The organism is Anaeromyxobacter oryzae (genome assembly GCF_023169945.1).
Lineage (GTDB): Bacteria > Myxococcota > Myxococcia > Myxococcales > Anaeromyxobacteraceae > Anaeromyxobacter > Anaeromyxobacter oryzae.
Map to the genome: position 1 here is coordinate 3,552,124 of NZ_AP025591.1, position 17,360 is coordinate 3,569,483.

Consider the following 17,360-nt stretch of genomic DNA (forward strand, 5'->3'; position numbering starts at 1 on the left):
GGGTCAGGCCTCCGCGTCCGGGGCGGTGCGCGCCGCGCGGCGGTTCCAGCGGATGGACGACCACACCGAGAGCCCGATGAACGCGGCGCCGACCAGCCCGGTCACCGCCTCCGGCACGTCGACGAAGGTCCCGACGAGCATGATCGCGGCGAGCGCGCCGATGGCGTAGAACGCGCCGTGCTCGAGGAACCGGTACGACGCGAGCGTGCCGCGCTCGACGAGCATCACCGTGAGGCTCCGCACGAACATCGCGCCGATCCCGAGCCCGAGCGCGATCACGAACAGGTTGTTCGTGAGGGCGAACGCGCCGATGACGCCGTCGAAGCTGAAGCTCGCGTCGAGCACCTCGAGGTAGAGGAAGCTGGCCGCGCTGGCGCGGTGGACGGTCGCCATCGCCGCCTCGTCGACCTCCATCGCGGCGCCGATCCCGTCCACCGCGATGAACGTCACGATCCCGAAGATCCCGGCGACGAGGACGTGCTCGGACTCCGCGGCGGGGACCGCGCGCGAGATGCCGTACAGCACGAGGAGCATGAGCGCGAGCTCGGCGGCCTCGACCTTGCCGAGCCTGGAGAGGCCGCGCTCGAGCGGGCGCAGCCAGTGCACCATCTTCTCCGAGTCGAAGAAGTACCGGAGCGACACCATGCCGAGGAACGCGCCGCCGAACGCGCCGATGACGACATGGGCGCTCGTGAGGATCCGCGCGTAATCGTGCGGGCGCAGGGTCGCGAGCCGCAGCGCCTCCCACGGCCCGATCCGGGCGACCACGCTCACGACGAGGAGCGGGAACACGAGGCGCATCCCGAACACCGCGATCGCGATGCCCCAGGTGAGGAACCGGTGGCGCCAGACGGGCGTCATGTCCCGGAGCACCGTCGCGTTCACCACGGCGTTGTCGAAGGAGAGCGAGATCTCGAGGACGGCGAGGACCGCGGTGATGAACACCGTGCTCGCGACGCCCGCGGCGGTCCCGCGGTAGTACATGCCGAGCCCGGCGGCGGCGACGAGGCCGGCGGCGGTGAACGCGAGCGAGCCGGTGAAGAAGGAGAGGGGAGAGCGGGCCGAGGTCATCGCGTGGGCGCGACGCCACCCGGCGCGCGCGGCGCGGATTATCGGGGCTCGCGCCGGTTCCTGCAATGCGCGGGCGCGCTCATCGGGGTGGGCGTCGCGGGCACGCGCCGTCATCGCGCCGGGGAACCGCGCGGCCGGGAGGAACGGGTACGCGTCCACGATCGCGACCGCGGACACGAGGCCGGGCTCGGTCTCGGCGAGCGAGAGCGCGAGGTCGCCGCCGAGGCCGTGGCCGACGACCGCCGCGCCCTCGAGGCGGTGCGCCGCGGAGGTTGGCGGCGAGCTCGCGGCGGGCGGTGTCGACGAGCGGCGCCGGGCCCGCGGAGGCTCGCTCGCCGAGACGCGCGCTGCGAGGAGGAGCGAGAGGGAATGGAAGCGGCCGCGCGCGCGGCCGGAGCATTCGATTTTCCCTCGGAGGGTCGAGGTCAATCTCGCGCGGTCGCGCTCGCTCGCCCGGAGGGAGTGACGAGCGGCGATGCGGCGTGACGAGCGGTCGTCGCGCGTGGCGGCCGGGGTCCCCCGACCCCCGTGGGAGCGGTCGGCGCCGCGCCAGAGGTGTAAACGGGGACGAGCGGCACCGGGGGGGACGGTGGCGAATCGGGAGGCGCACGGACGGTCGGGTCCGCGGGGGCTGCGCTCCGGCGCGCTCTCCGCGTTGCTCGAGGAGCTCGCCCGTACGGGCGACGCGGCTCACGGCAGCTGGGACCGCGCGCTCCGGCCCGGCGCAGTCATCGGGCGCTTCGAGCTCGTGCGCGAGGTCGGCCGCGGCGGCTTCGGCGTGGTGTACGAGGCCCGCGACCTCGAGCTCGGGCGGACGGTGGCGTTCAAGGCGCTGTTCGCCGGCGACCGGCCGGACGTCCGCGAGGAGCGCCTGCTCCGCGAGGCGGAGGCGGCGGCGCGGCTCTCGCACCCGAACGTCGTCACGCTGCACGACGTCGGACGGAGCGAGCACGGGCCGTACCTCGTCCTCGAGCTGCTCCGCGGCGAGACGCTCGCGGCGCGGCTCGCGTACGGGCCGCTGCCGGTCCGCGAGGCGCTCCGGATCGCGGTGGACGTCGCGAAGGGGCTCGCCCACGCCCACGCCGCGGGCGTGGTGCACCGGGACCTCACGCCCGGCAACGTCTACCTCTGCGACGACGGACAGGTGAAGGTGCTCGACCTCGGGATGGCGCACGCCTTCGGGCGGCGCAAGCTCGACGGCGGGACGCCGGAGTACATGGCGCCGGAGCAGTGGCGGGGCGCGCCCGAGGACGAGCGGACGGACGTCTTCGCGCTCGGTGTCATCCTGTACCAGATGCTCGCGGGCGCGCCGCCGTTCCCGGCGGACGGCGGGCGCTCGCTCCAGGATCCGCGGCCTGCGCCGGTGCTGGAGGTCGCGCACGCACCCGGCCTGGGCGCCCTCGTCGCGCGGATGCTCGAGAAGGACCCGGTGCGCCGGCCCCGGGACGGGCGGGAGGTGCAGGCCGCCCTCGCCGCCTTCGAGCGCGAGCTGAACCGCGCGCCGCCGGGCGCGGCGATCCGCGTCCGCGCGCGGCGGCCCTGGCGGCGACGCCGGTGGGCCGCGGCGCTCGCCGCCGCTGTCGCGCTCGCGCTCGTGGGGATCGGCGCGGCCGCCGTCCGGAGCGCACGCGCGCCGCGGGTGGCCGGGGCCGCGGCGTCCCTCGCGGTCCTCCCGTTCGTGAACCTGAGCGCCGAGCGCGAGCAGGCGTACCTCTCGGACGGCCTCGCCGCCGAGATCCGCGCCGCGCTGGCGCGGCTGCCCGGCCTCTACGTCGTCGGGCGCGCCTCGTCGGCGTCGTTCGAGGAGCGGAGCGACGACGCGCGCGCGGTGGGCCGCGCCCTCGGAGTCCGCGCCGTCCTGGCGGGCACCGTGTGCGCCGATGGTCCGCGCCTGCGGGTCACGGCGCAGCTGGTGGACGTCGCGCGCGGCACCCAGGTCTGGTCGGGCGCGTACGACCGCGAGCTCGCGGGCGTCCCGGCGGTCCAGGCCGAGATCGCCGCGGCGGTGGCGGACGCGCTCGGCGTGCGGGCGCAGCCGGGGGCGCCGCTCCTCTCGCCGGCGGCGGCGACGAACAGCGCCGCGGCCCACGCGCAGCTCCTGCTCGGCGAGCGGCTCCTCGCCGCGGGCACCGTCGAGGCGACGCGCCGCGCCGTCGGCGCGTTCGAGAACGCCCTCGCGCTGGATCCCTCCTACGCGCCCGCTCAGGCGCGGCTCGCGACCGCGCTCGGAGAGCTCGCGGTGCGCGCGTCGGGCGACGACCGCCGCGCGCTCGCGGAGCGCGCGCTCGCCGCCGCCGATGGCGCCGTCGCCCTCGCGCCGACGTCGCCGGAGGGCCACGCCGTCCGCGGCAGGCTCCGGACGGCGCTCGGCTGGGACTGGGCGGAGGCGGGGGCGGATCTCGAGCGCGCGCTCGCCCTCGATCCACGCGACCCCGAGACCCTCGCCGCCCGCGGCATGTGGCTCGCAGACCAGGGGCGGCTCCGGGAGGCCATCGCGGAGCTGCGCCGGGCCCTCGAGCGCGATCCCATGAGCGCGCCGGCCTGGGCGAGGCTCGGGGCGTACCAGCTCGCGACTGGGGATCGGGACGGCGCCGCCCAGGCGCTCGGCCGCGCCCTCGCCATCACGCCCGGGCAGCCGCTCGCGACGTACCACCTCGCGGTGAGGGACGTGCTCGCGGGCAAGCCGACCGAGGCGCTCCCGCTCTTCTCCCGCGAGCCGCGGGCGCCGTACCGCCTCGCCGGCCTGGCGATCGCGCACCACGCGGCCGGGAACGAGGTCGAGGCGGCGTGCGCGCTCGAGGCCCTCGTCTCCGGGCCCGGGCGGGACGCGCCGTACGCGGTCGCGCTCGTGCTGGCCGCGCGGGGCGAGCGCGATCGCGCCTTCGAGTGGCTCGAGCGCGCCTGGGGGCAGCGCGACGAGGACCTCCACTCGGCGAAGGCCGAGCCCCTGCTCGCGGCGCTGCACGGCGACCCGCGCTGGGGCGCGCTGCTCCGCAGGATGCACCTCCCGGTGGAGTGACGCGGGGGCGGCGCCCCCGGCGGCTGCGGCGATCTGTCAGTCAGTTCAGCGTTGACTGAACACTCCAAACAGCCTAGACCGGGCCCGTGCCACGCGACGACGCCGCGCTGCGGAGCTGGATCGAGGAGGTCGCCATCCTCTTCGAGCGAGACGGGCTCCCGCGGATGGCCGGCCGCATCTTCGCGTGGCTCCTCGTCTGCGAGCCCGCCGAGCAGTCCATGGAGGACCTCGCCGCCGCCCTCCAGGGGTCGAAGGCGTCGATGAGCACGATGACGCGCCTCCTCGCGAACGCGGGCCTCGTCGAGCGGATCCGGCCGCCCGGCGCGCGCCGCGATCACTTCCGGATCCACGCGGGGCAGTGGGAGCGGCTCTGGCGCGCGCGCCTCGAGCAGCTCCGCACGGCGACCACCGTGATGCGCCGCGGCCTCGACCTGCTCGCGCGGCGCCCGGCCGCGGTCCGGCTGCGGCTCGAGGAGCTTCACGATCAGTACGCCTTCTTCGAGCGGGAGCTGCCGGACGTCCTCGCGCGGTGGGAGCGCGAGCGCGCCCGGCGGGCGCCGTTGCCGGCGCGCCTGCCGCGGAAGAGAGCCGCACACCCGGCCTAGCGGCCCGCCACCGCGCCCGCCCACGGGGAGGGCGCCCCGGGGAGCAACCCATGTCCATCGTCTCCGTCCAGAACGTCTCGAAGGACTACATGCTCGGGAAGACCGTCGTGTCAGCGCTGCGCGGCGTGTCGATCGACATCGAGCGGGGCGAGTTCCTCTCCATCGCCGGCCCGTCCGGGAGCGGCAAGACCACGCTCCTCAACCTGGTCGGCTGCGTGGACACGCCGACCGCCGGGACCGTCCTCGTGAACGGGAAGGACACCTCCCGGCTCTCGGAGCGCGCGCTCACCGACCTTCGCCTCCGCACGATCGGCTTCATCTTCCAGAGCTTCAACCTGGTGCAGGTGCTCTCGGTCTTCCAGAACGTCGAGTTCCCGCTGCTGCTCCAGGGTGGCCTCGGGAAGAAGGAGCGGCAGGCGCGCGTCCTCGGGCTCCTCGACGCCGTCGGGATCGCCAGCCACGCGCGCCACCGTCCGAGCGAGCTCTCCGGCGGGCAGCGCCAGCGCGTCGCGGTCGCGCGGGCGCTGGTGACGCGCCCGGCGCTCGTGCTCGCCGACGAGCCGACCGCCAACCTCGACTCGCAGACCGGCGCGAACATCATCGACCTCATGAAGGAGATGAACCGCCGCGACGGCACGACGTTCATCTTCTCGACGCACGACCCCAAGGTGATGAGCCACGCGAGCGCGATCGTCCGGATCGCCGACGGCCAGCTGGTCGGGCGCGAGGCGGTGGCCGGCGCGCCGGCCGCGGCGGGAGGGCGGTGACCATGGGCGCGCGGCGCGACGCGATCCGCATCCTCCTCCGGATCGCCTTCCGCAACCTCGTCGCGGGCCGGGTCCGGACCGCGATCATCGGCGCCATCGTGCTCGGCGGGTCGTTCCTCGTCGTGCTCGGGTCGTCGCTCATGGACTCGATCGACCGAGGCATGCGCACGTCGATCCAGGGAAGCCTCGGCGGCCAGCTGCAGGTCTACAACGCCGCCTCGCAGGATCCGCTCGAGCTGTACGGCGGCCTCCGCGGCGAGTCCCAGCTCGCGCCCATCGAGGACTTCTCGCGGGTGAAGGACGTCCTCTCGAAGGTGCCCAACGTGAGGGCGGTCGTGCCGATGGGCATCGACCAGGCGATGGTCGCGACGGGCAACGTCATCGACGTCGCCCTCGAGAAGCTCCGCGCCGACGTGCGGCGCCTCGAGGCCGGCGACCGTTCGCCGGACGCGCTCCGTGGCTACGAGGCGCGGAAGGCGCACGTCCGGCGCATCGTCGGCCTGCTCCGGGACGAGCTCGGCCAGGCGCGCGTCATCGCGGACCTCGACGGGCGCGAGGCGGAGGAGCGCCGGCGGGAGTGGGCGGATCTCGGCCGCGCGGCGGCCGACGACTTCTGGGCCGGCTTCGACCGGGATCGCTACGGCCACCTGGAGTTCCTCGAGAACCGCATCGCCAAGCTGTCGATGGACGGGAGCTTCACGTTCATCCGCTACGTCGGCACCGACCCGGACGCGTTCTTCCGCGCGTTCGAGCTCGCGCAGGTGGCGACGGGCGAGATGATCCCGAAGGGGCGGCGCGGGATCCTCGTGGGGAAGCAGTACGCGGAGGAGTGGCTGAAGCTCAAGAACGCGCGCCGGCTCGACCTCATCAAGGACGCGCGCGACCGCCGCGGGCGGCGGATCGCGGACGCACGGGACGAGGAGCTGCAGCGCTGGGTGAAGGAGAACCAGAGCGGGACGAAGGAGATCCTGCAGCAGCTCGATCCCATCCAGGCGGAGGAGGCGACGCGGCGCCTGCGCGCGGCCCTCGGGCCCGAGGCGGCCGGGGAGGAGCTCCCGGCGCTCCTCGCGCGGCTGTTCCGGACGGACGACCGGAACTTCGAGGCGCACTACCGGATCTTCTACGACCAGCTCGCGCCGCTCCTCCGCCTCTACCTCATCAACGTCGGCGACACGATCACCATCAAGGCGCCGGCGAAGAGCGGATACTTCAACTCGGTGAACGTGAAGGTCTACGGCTTCATCCAGTTCCGCCAGATCGAGAAGTCCGGCATCGCGGGGATGATGAGCGTGCTCGACCTGCTCTCGTTCCGGGACCTGTACGGCTACATGACGAAGGAGAAGGCCGCGGAGATCGCGTCGCTGAAGGGCGCGGTCGGCGCGCGGGACGTCGCGCGCGAGGACGCGGAGGCGGCGCTGTTCGGCGGCGGCGGCGCGCTCGAGGGCGAGGCCAAGGCCGCGGCGATCGACGAGCGCACGCTCCTCGGCGGCGCGGCGGCGACCCGGGCCGGCGCGAGCGCCGCCGACCGCCCGTACACGCAGGAGGAGCTCGATCGCGGGGTCGCGCTGAACGCCGCGCTCGTGCTCGACGACCCCGGGCGCCTCCGGCGGACGCTCCGGGACGTGCAGGCGGCGTCGGATCGCGAGAAGCTCGGGCTGAAGGTCGTCGACTGGCACGCCGCGTCCGGCATGGTCGGGCAGTTCGTGACCACGCTGCGGATCGTGCTCTACGTCTCGGTCTTCATCTTCTTCGTGGTAGCGCTCGTCATCATCAACAACGCGATGGTGATGGCCACGCTGCAACGCGTGACGGAGATCGGCACGATGCGCGCCATCGGAGCGCAGCGGCGGTTCGTGCTCGTCATGCTCCTCGTCGAGACGGCCACGGTCGGCCTCGTCTTCGGGCTCGTCGGCGCCGCGCTCGGCGGGGCGGGCGTGTGGCTGGTCCGCGCCGCGGGCGGCATCCCGGCGACGAACGACATGCTGAACTTCCTCTTCGCCGGGCCGACGCTGCTGCCCGCCCTCGGCGGCGCGAGCGTCGTCGTGTCGCTCGTCATCGTCGTCGTGGTGAGCATCCTCTCCGGCTTCTACCCCGCGCTCCTCGCGATGCGCGTCACGCCCGTCGAGGCGATGTCGACGGAGGACTGACCCGTGCTCTCCACCGACCTCCAGATCGCGGGCAGGAACCTCACGCGCCACACGCGGCGCAACTTCTTCCTCGGCGGCGCGCTCGCCGCGGTGACCGGGCTCCTCGTGCTGCTCGCGAGCCTCACGGCCGGCATCGAGCACGCGATGATGGAGTCCGCGACCACGCTCCTCACCGGGCACGTGAACGTGGGCGGGTTCTTCAAGATCACCTCCGGGAGCGCGGCGCCGCTCGTCTCCGACTACCCGCGCGTGCTCGAGAAGGTCCGCGCCGCCGTCCCGGAGGTGGACTACATCGCGGTGCGCGGACGCGGCTGGGCGAAGGCCGTCTCCGAGAGCTCGTCGATGGACCTCGTGATCGGCGGCGTCGACGTCGCGAAGGAGCCGGGGTTCGCCAAGGTGATCATGCCGCTGGAGGGCAAGCTCGCGGACCTCGGCCAGCCCGGCACGATCCTCCTCTTCCAGGGGCAGGCGGACCGGCTCAAGGTGAAGGTCGGTGACGTCGTGACGCTCTCGGCCCCGACGTCCCGCGGCATCAACAACACCGCCGACGTCCGCGTGGCGGTGGTCGCGAAGAACGTCGGGCTGCTCTCCGCGTTCAGCGCCTTCATCCAGGGCGATACGCTCCGGCAGCTGTACGGGCTCGCCGCCAGCACCACGGGCGCGATCCACCTGTACCTCCGCAAGCCGGAGGACGCGAAGGTCGTCGCGGCGCGCCTCCGCGCCGACCTCGGCGGCGCGGGGTGGCGGATCATGGATCCGGACCCGCAGCCGTACTGGGTGAAGCTCATGCAGAAGGTGCCGAGCGAGGACTGGACCGGGCAGAAGCTCGACGTGACCACCTGGGAAGACGAGATGGGCCAGTTCAAGCAGTTCATCTTCGGCGTCCGCGCGCTCACCTGGCTCCTCGTCATCGTCCTGATGGTGGTGGTGATCATCGGGATCCTGAACACGCTCCTCATCGCGATCCGCGAGCGCACCCGGGAGATCGGCACCATGCGCGCCATCGGGATGCAGCGCAGGAAGGTGCTCTGGCTCTTCGTGCTCGAGACGGTGCTGCTCGGCGTCGCCGGCTCCGGGGGCGGCGCGCTCGTCGCCTGCCTCGTCGCCGGCCTGGTGAACCTCGTCGGCATCCGGATCCCCGAGAGCATGCAGATCTTCATCATGCAGGAGCGGCTCCGGTTCCTGCTCCAGCCCGGCGCCATCACGGCCTACGTCGTCGTCCTCTCCGGCGTGACCGTCGTCGCGGCGCTGTTCCCGGCGCTCCGCGCGGCCCGCCTGCGGCCGGTCACGGCCATGCATCACATCGGGTGAACGGACCATGCTCACACGCCTCCCCGCACTCCTCCTCGTCCTCGCCGCCCTCGCGCCCGCCGCCGCGCGCGCGCTCGACCCGGCCGAGCTCACGAAGGTCGTGCACACGCTCGACGACCGCCAGCGCAACTCCGGCGACTGGAAGGCGCTCTGCTACATGGAGGCGAAGGAGAAGGGGAAGACCGACGTCGTCTACGAGCTCGTCGTCTACCGCCGCGACGAGGACGACAAGCAGATGTTCCTCTTCACGAAGCCCAAGTCCGAGGCGGGCAAGGGTTACCTCCGCGTCGAGAAGAACCTCTGGAGCTACGACCCGTCCACCGGCCGGTGGGAGCGGCGGACGGAGCGGGAGCGGATCGGCGGCACCGACACGCGCCGCGACGACCTCTCCGAGCCCCGCCTCGCGCAGGACTACACGGCGACCTGGGAGGGCGACGAGAAGCTCGGCGTGTACGACGTCCACCGGATCAGGCTCGAGGTCAAGCCGGGCGTCGACGTCTCGTTCCCGGTCCGCCGCCTCTGGGTGGACCGCGCGAGCCTCAACGTGCTCAAGCGGCAGGACCTCGCGCTGTCCGGGCGGCTCATGCGGACGAGCTACTATCCGCGCTGGAAGAAGATCTACTCCGAGTCGAAGAAGGACGACGTCTGGTACCCGGAGGAGATCCGCGTCTTCGACGAGATCGAGAAGGGGAACTCGACCCTCGTCCTCATCCGCGAGATCGACCTCCGCGCCCTCGCCGAGAACATCTTCACGAAGGCGTGGCTCGAGTCGAAGAGCCGGTGAGCGCCGCGCGCGAGGACCCCAGCATGACCCGCCCCTTGATCCGCGCCCTCGCCGCCGCAGCCGTGCTCGCCGCCGGGCCCGCCGGCGCGCAGGACCGTCCGAGCGAGGAGGAGCTGTTCGGCAACCCGCAGCCGCCCGCGCCGGAGCAGCGGCCCGCGGAGGCCGCGCCGCCCGCCGGAAAGCCGCCCGCGCCCGACGAGGCCAGGCGCGGCGAGGAGGCGCCGGTACCGAAGGGCACCGATCGCGCGCGCGAGGCCGAGATGTTCGGCGGGACGGGCTCGCCGAACGCGGCGCCGCCGCCCGCGGAGGGCGTCGTCTCCCGCGCCGGCGCGCAGGAGGATCCGCTGAAGGTCGGCGGCCAGATCTACCTCCGGGCGACCTCGACGTGGCAGCAGGACGTCCCGCCGTCGGACTGGATCCTCACCTCGCCGAACCTGCTCGACGTGTTCCTCGACGTGCGCCCGAACGAGCGCGTCCGCGGGTTCGTCCTCGGGCGGCTGAGCTACGACCCGACCCTCGTGCCCGGCGAGCGCACGCCCGGCCAGGCCCTGACCACGGTCCCCGGCGTCTCCGCGACGCCGCTCCAGAACCCGCGCGGCGTCCTCGATCAGCTCTGGCTGAACTTCGACCCCGGCCGGCGCGTGTTCGTCACCGCGGGGCGGCAGCACGTGAAGTGGGGCGTCGGGAAGTTCTGGAACCCGACGGACTACCTGCACCCCGTCCGGCGCGACCCGCTCGCCGTGTTCGACGTCCGGGTCGGCACCACGATGGTGAAGCTGCACGTCCCGTGGGAGAAGCGGGGCTGGAACTTCTACGGCATCGCGATGTTCGAGGACCTCGCGGGCGAGCTCGAGCCGGTGGATCGCCTGGGCCGCGTCGCGGCCGGCGGCCGCGCGGAGCTGGTGCTCGGGCCCGCGGAGCTCGGCCTCGACGCCATGACGCAGAGCGGGCACCGGCCGCGCTTCGGCGTCGACCTCTCGGCCGGCATCTGGGAGCTCGACGTCCACGCGGAGGCGGCGCTCCGGACCGGGATCGACGGGTCGCACTGGGCGCCCGGCCCGCCGACGCCGACGGACCTGCTCGGCTACGTCCGCGCCGATCCCCAGGGCTTCACTCCGCAGCTCACGCTCGGCGGGAGCTGGTCCCGGAACTACTCCGACGAGGACGCGGTGACGCTCGGTGCGGAGTACTTCTTCAACGACGCCGGGTACTCGGATTCCTCCATCTACCCGTTCCTCCTCGCCGGCGCGCCGCTCATCGATCCGACGGCGCCCACCGGCCAGCAGCTCTCGCTGCGCGATCCGACGGCGTTCCGGCCGTTCTACATGGGGCGCCACTACGCGGGCGCCTTCGTGTACCTGCCGCGGCCGGGGAGCTGGAACGACACCTTCCTCACGCTCTCCGTGCTCGGAAACCTCTCCGACCGGAGCTTCATCGCGCGGCTCGATCACGCGGTGCTCGCGCTCACCTACCTGCGCGTCGAGACCTTCGTGGCGGGCCACTTCGGGCACCGCGGGGGCGAGTTCCGCCTCGCCTTCGAGGTGCCCCCGGGCGCGGAGGCGTTCCTGCCCATCGACCCGCGGCTCGGCCGCGCGCCGATCCTCGACCTCGGCGTCGCGCTGCGCGTGAGCCTGTAGGCGCGGGGCTCGGGTCAGCTCCGCTCGCGCGGGAGCTGGGTGCCGCCCGCGAGCGGACGGTCACGCCCGTCCTCCTCGTCGAGCAGCCGGCGCTGCGAGATCTCGGTGGGCGTCACCGGCGCGCCTCCGTCCGGCGCGGCGGAGCGGGCGGGCGTCCACTCCCTGTCCTCACCTCGCGCGGCGCGATCGCGGTCCTTCGGCATGGCAGCCTCCTGGTCCGGCAGGAGCCGGACGCGGCGAGGAAGGTCGACATGCCGCGGCGTGCCTGCACCCGGCGCTCGCCGGGCGCGGAGACGGGGTGGCGACCCGGCGAGCGCTACCGCGACCGGCGCGACGTCCGCGACCTCGAGGACGCGCCCGACCGCGACTTGGCCGCGCTCGAGCGCGAGGTCGATCGCGACCCGCCGGAGCGCCCGCGAGCGGTGGACCCCTTCTTGCGCGGGATCTTCACCCCGGCCCGGCGGGCCTTGGACAGGCCGATCGCGATCGCCTGCTTCCGGCTCTTCACGGGGTGCTTCCCGCGCTTCGCGTGCTCCATCTCCTCGCGGACGAACTCGCCCGCTTGCGTGGTCGCCGCCTTCCCCTCTGCTCGGTCGCGGCGCGCGCGCCGCAGCGTGGTCTTCTCCGGCATGCCCAGAACGTAGGCGCTCGCCGCGCGCGAGGCCGCCCCGTCCCGGCGGAGACGGGCGCCCGCACCGGCGCTCTCGCGCCCCGGAAGACCGCTCCCCGCCCGGCGCGGGCCCGGCTCTCATGGACGGACGAGGAGGGAGACCGATGGCGGCGATCGGCATGCAGAAGGTGACGGGTTGGAGCTTCGACGAGGCGCTCGCGCGGATCCCCGAGCTGCTCAAGGCCGAGGGGTTCGGCGTGCTCACCGAGATCGACGTGAAGGGCACGCTGAAGCAGAAGCTCGGCGTCGACTTCCGCCGTTACCGGATCCTCGGCGCGTGCAACCCGTCGCTCGCGCACCAGGCGCTCTCGGCGGTGACGGAGATCGGGGCGCTCCTGCCGTGCAACGTGGTCGTGTACGAGCGCGACGACGGGAAGGCGATGGTGGTCGCCGTCGATCCGATGCAGACCATCGCCGCCGCCGAGCCCAAGCTCTCGCCGATCGCGCAGGAGGTCCGGGGGCGGCTCGCGCGGGTGCTCGAGCGGATCGGGTAGGCGCGAGCGGCGAAGCGCGCGGCGAGCGATTTCCTCACCCGATCAGCGTCTTCCGTCGAGAGGGCGTCCCTGCCGCACCCTGTGGGTGTCAGGCGGTCGAGGGATGTGTTCCGCGCGGTTTCTCCTACCACGGTCGCGGGACTCCGACACTGGCGCAGAACTTGACATGCTCGACCTCACTGGACCGGGGGGTTCTGCATGTACATCGCACGCGCGTCGGGGTTCGTGGTCGCAGTGGCTCTCCTCGTAGGCTGCGGCGGAGGCGGGAGCGGCGGGAGCACCGGGGGCGGCGGTGGCGGCGGCTCCGTCCTCACCACCACGGTCGCGCTCGGCGCGGACCAGGCGCTGGCGAAGGGGACCACGCACCAGCTCGGCGCGATCGCGACCCGCTCCGACGGGCTCACCTGGGACTGCACCGCGGACGCCGCGTGGAGCTCCAGCGACCCCGCCGTCGTCTCCGTCCAGGGGGGCCTCGCGACCGCGCTGGCGGAAGGCACCGCGCAGGTGTCGGCGACGTGCAGCAGCGGGACCGGCACCGTCTCGGTCGCGGTCACGGCCGCCGAGCTCGTCTCGCTCGCGGTGACCGGCGACACGCCCCTGCCGCACGGCGCGGTCACCCGGTACCTCGCGACCGGCACCTTCACCGACGGCAGCACCGCCGACCTCGGCGCCGCGGTCACCTGGACGTCCTCCGACGCCACCGTCGCGAGCGTCTCGACGGCGGCCGGGTCGGAGGGCGTGGTCACCGCCGCGAGCCCGGGCACGGCGACGATCACCGCGGAGGCGCCGGGCGGGATCTCGGCGTCCGCGACGATCGAGGTCACGGACGCGGTCCTCGTCTCCCTGGCGCTCTCCGGGCCGGCCGCCCTCCCGGTCGGCCTGTCGGCGCCGGCCGCCGCGACCGGGACCTACTCCGACGCGAGCACGCACGACCTGACGCTCGCCGTGACGTGGACCTCCTCCGATCCGGCCATCGCCACCGTGTCGAACGCGGACGGCACGCGCGGGGTGGTGACGGCCGTCGCCACCGGCGCGGTGGTCGTCGGCGCCGAGCTGGGCGGCGTCCCCGGGACGCTCGACGTGACCGTCATCGACGCGCAGCTCGCCACGATCGACGTGGCGCCCATCGATCCCGTCGTCCAGGTCGGCGGCACGGTCGCCCTGGGCGCCACGGGCACGTACACGGACGACTCGACGGTGGACTTCACCACCAGGGTCGCGTGGACCACGTCGGACCCGCTCGTCGCGACGGTCTCGGCCGCCGGCGTCGTCACCGCCGTCGCCGCCGGCACCGCGACGGTCACGGCGACCGACGGCTCGAGCGGCCTCTCGGGCACGACCACGATCACCGTCCTGCCGGCCTCCGTGCCGGTCCAGCTCGCGTACGTCACCCTGAGCCGCGGCTCCATCGCCGGCGGAGGGACGGTGACCGGCACGGTCGTCCTGACGCGCGCCACGACCAGCCCGCTCGCCGTGACCCTGTCGACGAGCGACGCGGTCGCGACGGTCCCCGCGTCGGTCATCGTGCCGGCGGGCGCCGATCGCGCGACGTTCACGATCCAGACGACGTCGCCGACGCGCCGCAAGGTCCGCGTGAAGATCACCGCGACCTGCGACGGCGTGACGAAGACCGCCAACCTGAACGTCCGCCGCTGAGGGCGGCCGGCTGCCGCGACCGGGCCTCTGCGCAGGGGCCCGGCGCGCTCTCCGCTCCGCGAACCGACGAGGGCGCGAGCGAGGCGGCGGAGTCATATAGTTGCGATACCAACCAACAAAGAGAGCAAAGCGGGCCGCCCGGGCCGGGCGGCCGGGAGGTCATATGTCGAATCGGGTCAACGGCGCACGGGTGGCGAACCTCATCCTGGGCGTCTGGCTCTTCGTCTCGGCGTTCATCTGGCAGCACTCGGCGCCGGAGCGGACGAGCACCTGGATCATGGGGGTCGTCGTGGCGGTCTTCGCGCTCATCGCCATGCGCGCCTCGCAGGCGCGGTGGGTGAACACGGCGGCCGCGATCTGGACGTTCATCGCGGTGTGGGCGCTCCCGCACTCGAACCTCGGGACGCAGTGGAACAACGCCCTCGTGGCGATCGCCGTGTTCCTGCTCTCGCTCGTGCCGGGCGAGAACGAGCCGGGCTTCCGGCAGCCGGTCCGAACGACCACCTGACCGGGTGAGGGGGGCGCAGCCCCTCGCGAATGCAGCGAGGCCCCGGCCGCTGAAGCGACCGGGGCCCCGGGAGACGACGCGCGGGCCGTCTAGAACAGGAACTGATCGCCCTGCGCGCGGAGCGCGGTGATCGCGGCGAGGTTCACGATCGCCTGCACCGAGCAGCCCATCTGGAGCACGTTCACCGGCTTGTGCATGCCGAGGAGCACCGGCCCGATCACCTCCGCACCGCCGACGCGCTCGAGCATCTGGTAGGCGATGTTCGCGGAGTCGAGGTTCGGGAAGATGAAGACGTTCGCGTCCTCCTTGAGGGTCGAGAACGGGAACTCCGGCACGCGGACCTCGGCGCTCGTCGCGATGTCCACCTGGATCTCGCCGTCGATCTCGAGGTCGGGCCGGCGCTGGCGAACGAGCTCGGTCGCCTCCCGCATCTTCCGCGGGCTGTCACCGCCGGCGGAGCCGAAGGTCGAGTACGAGAGCATCGCCACCCGCGGCGTCACCTCGAAGTAGCGGGCGAGGTCGCTCGTGGTGATGGCGATCTCGGCGAGCTCCTCGGCGTTCGGGTCGATGGTGACGGTGCAGTCCGCGAAGAACTTGAAGTCGTGCTTCGTGACCACGATGTAGACGCCGCCGGCGCGCCGGCCGGTGCGGGTCTTGATGATCTCGAGCGGCGCGCGGATGGCCTCCGCGTACCCCGTGGTGAGCCCGGTGACGAGCCCGTCCACCGCGCCCTCCTTCACCATGACGGACCCGAAGTAGTTGCGGGTCCGCATGCGCTTGCGCGCCTCCTCGAAGGTGATGCCGCGCCGCTGGCGGAGCTCCCAGAACCGCGAGACGTACTTCGTGAAGTCCGGGCTCTCCATCGGGTCGATGATGGTGACGCCGTCGAGGTCGTCGAGGCGCTGGTCGGCGATGGAGCGCCGGATCGCGTCCACCGGGCCGAGGAGCACCGGCTCGCAGATCGCCTCCTCGCGGAGGATCTCGGCCGCCTGCTGGATCTTCGGGTGGTGGCCCTCGGGGAAGACGATCTTCGCGAGCTTCTTCTTCGCCTTCGTGAAGATCGAGCCCATCACCTGGTGCGAGCGGCTCTGCATCTTGCGGAGCCGGTCCTTGTACTCGCCCATGTCGAGCTTCACGCGGGCGACGCCGCCGTCCATCGCGGCCTGGGCGACCGCGGGCGCGACCGCGAGGAGCACGCGCGGATCGAGGGGCTTCGGGATGATGTACTCACGGCCGAACCGGAACTTCTCGCCGGCGTAGGCGCGGGAGACCGAGTCCGGGACGTCCTCCTTGGCGAGGGCGGCGAGGGCGCGCGCCGCCGCCATCTTCATCTCCTCGGTGATCTGCTTCGCGCGGACGTCGAGCGCGCCACGGAAGATGTACGGGAACCCGAGGACGTTGTTCACCTGGTTCGGGTAGTCGGACCGCCCCGTCGCCATGATGACGTCCGCGCGGGCCTCCTTCGCGTCGGGGTAGCTGATCTCCGGGTCGGGGTTCGCGAGCGCGAAGACGATGGGGTCCTTCGCCATCGACTTGACCATCGCCTGATCGAACATGCCCTTCACCGAGCAGCCGAGGAGCACGTCGGCGCCCTTCGCCGCCTCGGCAAGCGTGCGCGCCTTGGTGTCGGCGGCGAACTCGCTCTTCCACTCGTTCATGCCCTCGGTGCGTCCCTTGTAGATGACGCCCTTGGTGTCGACCATCGTGACGTTCTCGCGACGCACGCCGAGCGCCAGGTAGAACTTGGTGCAGGCGATGGCGGACGCGCCGGCGCCCGAGACCACCACCCTCACCTCGTCGATCTTCTTCCCGGCGAGCTCGAGCGCGTTGAGCAGCGCCGCGCCGGAGATGATCGCGGTCCCGTGCTGGTCGTCGTGGAAGACCGGGATCTGCATCTCCTTCTTGAGGCGGCTCTCGATGATGAAGCACTCGGGGGCCTTGATGTCCTCGAGGTTGATGCCGCCGAACGTCGGCTCGAGCGCCTTCACGACGGTGCAGACCTTCTCGATCTCCTTCGCATCGATGTTGATGTCGAAGACGTCGATGTCGGCGAACTTCTTGAAGAGGACGCCCTTGCCCTCCATCACCGGCTTGCCGGCGGCCGGCCCGATGTCGCCGAGGCCGAGCACCGCGGTGCCGTTCGAGACGACCGCGACCAGGTTTCCACGCGCGGTGTATTGGTACGAGAGGTCCGGATCCTTCGCGATCTCGAGGCACGGCTCGGCGACGCCGGGGCTGTACGCGAGCGCGAGGTCACGCGCGGTGGCGCAGGGCTTCGTGGGGACGACCTCGATCTTCCCCTTCCGGCCGGACGAGTGGTACGCGAGCGCGTCCTCCCGGCGGATCTTCTTCTTGGCAACGGGGGATGAGGGCGGATTCTTGGGCGGCGTGAAGTCGGTGGCCATGCTTCTCCTCGCGGTGGATTGAACCTTCGCGGGCGTGTGGGAAACCGGGAGAAAACACCCGTGTTTCTCCGGTGTCAAGGGTTCGACCGGTCCGGGGCACGACTCTTGCAAAATGGAGCAGGCCGGACGTCGCAGCCGCGTCCTCGGATTGATGCGCTGCGTCTCGATCTCCTCCGCGAAAAGCCACTTTCCGAGGTGTTGCGCCGGCGGATCGCGAGAGGCGGGCAGCCGGCGGTGCGTCGCCTCGCTCGCGCCGGTGCGCAGCGCACGACGCAGCCCGCGACCC

General features: G+C 72.8%; 14 protein-coding genes. 10 read left to right on the forward strand and 4 right to left on the reverse strand.

What is annotated here, in order from left to right; all coding sequences use genetic code 11:
- Positions 1-3 precede the first annotated feature (3 nt).
- The gene (locus AMOR_RS15475; RefSeq protein WP_248352456.1) at positions 4-1,500 is read right to left on the reverse strand and encodes a DUF475 domain-containing protein; all 1,497 of its coding nucleotides are present in this window, start codon (positions 1,498-1,500) and stop codon (positions 4-6) included.
- Between the two features lie 160 nt (positions 1,501-1,660).
- Between AMOR_RS15475 and AMOR_RS15480 the strand changes: the two genes are divergently transcribed.
- The 7 genes from AMOR_RS15480 to AMOR_RS15510 all read left to right on the forward strand — a co-directional run bounded on the left by AMOR_RS15480 (position 1,661) and on the right by AMOR_RS15510 (position 11,341).
- Complete coding sequence (locus tag AMOR_RS15480; RefSeq protein WP_248352457.1) at positions 1,661-4,090, forward strand: protein kinase domain-containing protein; 2,430 nt, start codon at positions 1,661-1,663, stop codon at positions 4,088-4,090.
- A gap of 86 nt (positions 4,091-4,176) precedes the next feature.
- Entirely contained in the window at positions 4,177-4,695 is a 519-nt protein-coding gene (locus AMOR_RS15485) for a GbsR/MarR family transcriptional regulator (RefSeq protein WP_248352458.1), read from the forward strand.
- Positions 4,696-4,745: 50 nt separating this feature from the next.
- Positions 4,746-5,462, forward strand: a complete 717-nt coding sequence (locus tag AMOR_RS15490) for an ABC transporter ATP-binding protein (protein ID WP_248352459.1) — start codon at positions 4,746-4,748, stop codon at positions 5,460-5,462.
- A 2-nt stretch (positions 5,463-5,464) separates the two neighbouring features.
- Entirely contained in the window at positions 5,465-7,609 is a 2,145-nt protein-coding gene (locus tag AMOR_RS15495; RefSeq protein ID WP_248352460.1) for an ABC transporter permease, read from the forward strand.
- A 3-nt stretch (positions 7,610-7,612) separates the two neighbouring features.
- On the forward strand, positions 7,613-8,920 hold the full coding sequence (locus tag AMOR_RS15500) for an ABC transporter permease (RefSeq protein ID WP_248352461.1): 1,308 nt from the start codon (positions 7,613-7,615) through the stop codon (positions 8,918-8,920).
- Positions 8,921-8,927: 7 nt separating this feature from the next.
- Positions 8,928-9,704, forward strand: coding sequence for an outer membrane lipoprotein-sorting protein (locus AMOR_RS15505; RefSeq protein ID WP_248352462.1), 777 nt, complete (start codon positions 8,928-8,930; stop codon positions 9,702-9,704).
- Between the two features lie 23 nt (positions 9,705-9,727).
- Positions 9,728-11,341, forward strand: coding sequence for a hypothetical protein (locus AMOR_RS15510; RefSeq protein WP_248352463.1), 1,614 nt, complete (start codon positions 9,728-9,730; stop codon positions 11,339-11,341).
- Between the two features lie 14 nt (positions 11,342-11,355).
- Here the strand turns inward: AMOR_RS15510 and AMOR_RS15515 are convergent, their stop codons facing one another.
- Together AMOR_RS15515 and AMOR_RS15520 are read right to left on the reverse strand one after the other, a co-directional pair.
- Positions 11,356-11,544 carry a hypothetical protein gene (locus AMOR_RS15515; protein ID WP_248352464.1) on the reverse strand — a complete coding sequence of 63 codons (189 nt, stop codon included), beginning with the start codon at positions 11,542-11,544 and terminating at the stop codon, positions 11,356-11,358.
- 113 nt (positions 11,545-11,657) lie between these two features.
- Entirely contained in the window at positions 11,658-11,972 is a 315-nt protein-coding gene (locus AMOR_RS15520; RefSeq protein ID WP_248352465.1) for a DUF6496 domain-containing protein, read from the reverse strand.
- A gap of 143 nt (positions 11,973-12,115) precedes the next feature.
- Between AMOR_RS15520 and AMOR_RS15525 the strand changes: the two genes are divergently transcribed.
- The 3 genes from AMOR_RS15525 to AMOR_RS15535 all read left to right on the forward strand — a co-directional run bounded on the left by AMOR_RS15525 (position 12,116) and on the right by AMOR_RS15535 (position 14,669).
- Positions 12,116-12,505, forward strand: coding sequence for a DUF302 domain-containing protein (locus AMOR_RS15525; RefSeq protein ID WP_248352466.1), 390 nt, complete (start codon positions 12,116-12,118; stop codon positions 12,503-12,505).
- Between the two features lie 198 nt (positions 12,506-12,703).
- Positions 12,704-14,161: an Ig-like domain-containing protein gene (locus AMOR_RS15530; protein ID WP_248352467.1), complete on the forward strand. Its 1,458-nt coding sequence runs from the start codon at positions 12,704-12,706 to the stop codon at positions 14,159-14,161.
- A 163-nt stretch (positions 14,162-14,324) separates the two neighbouring features.
- Positions 14,325-14,669 (forward strand): SPW repeat domain-containing protein, encoded by a 345-nt coding sequence (locus AMOR_RS15535; RefSeq protein ID WP_248352468.1) that lies wholly within the window; start codon positions 14,325-14,327, stop codon positions 14,667-14,669.
- Positions 14,670-14,758: 89 nt separating this feature from the next.
- Here the strand turns inward: AMOR_RS15535 and AMOR_RS29930 are convergent, their stop codons facing one another.
- Positions 14,759-17,074: an NADP-dependent malic enzyme gene (locus AMOR_RS29930; RefSeq protein WP_248352469.1), complete on the reverse strand. Its 2,316-nt coding sequence runs from the start codon at positions 17,072-17,074 to the stop codon at positions 14,759-14,761.
- Between the last annotated feature and the right edge of the window lie 286 nt (positions 17,075-17,360).

Coding starts and splice junctions, on each gene's coding strand:
- AMOR_RS15490 (WP_248352459.1), top strand. CDS start 4,746: ATGTCCATCGTCTCCGTCCAGAACGTCTCGAAGGACTACATGCTCGGG.
- AMOR_RS15495 (WP_248352460.1), top strand. CDS start 5,465: ATGGGCGCGCGGCGCGACGCGATCCGCATCCTCCTCCGGATCGCCTTC.
- AMOR_RS15505 (WP_248352462.1), top strand. CDS start 8,928: ATGCTCACACGCCTCCCCGCACTCCTCCTCGTCCTCGCCGCCCTCGCG.
- AMOR_RS15510 (WP_248352463.1), top strand. CDS start 9,728: ATGACCCGCCCCTTGATCCGCGCCCTCGCCGCCGCAGCCGTGCTCGCC.
- AMOR_RS15515 (WP_248352464.1), bottom strand. CDS start 11,544: ATGCCGAAGGACCGCGATCGCGCCGCGCGAGGTGAGGACAGGGAGTGG.
- AMOR_RS15520 (WP_248352465.1), bottom strand. CDS start 11,972: ATGCCGGAGAAGACCACGCTGCGGCGCGCGCGCCGCGACCGAGCAGAG.
- AMOR_RS15525 (WP_248352466.1), top strand. CDS start 12,116: ATGGCGGCGATCGGCATGCAGAAGGTGACGGGTTGGAGCTTCGACGAG.
- AMOR_RS15530 (WP_248352467.1), top strand. CDS start 12,704: ATGTACATCGCACGCGCGTCGGGGTTCGTGGTCGCAGTGGCTCTCCTC.
- AMOR_RS15535 (WP_248352468.1), top strand. CDS start 14,325: ATGTCGAATCGGGTCAACGGCGCACGGGTGGCGAACCTCATCCTGGGC.
- AMOR_RS29930 (WP_248352469.1), bottom strand. CDS start 17,074: ATGGCCACCGACTTCACGCCGCCCAAGAATCCGCCCTCATCCCCCGTT.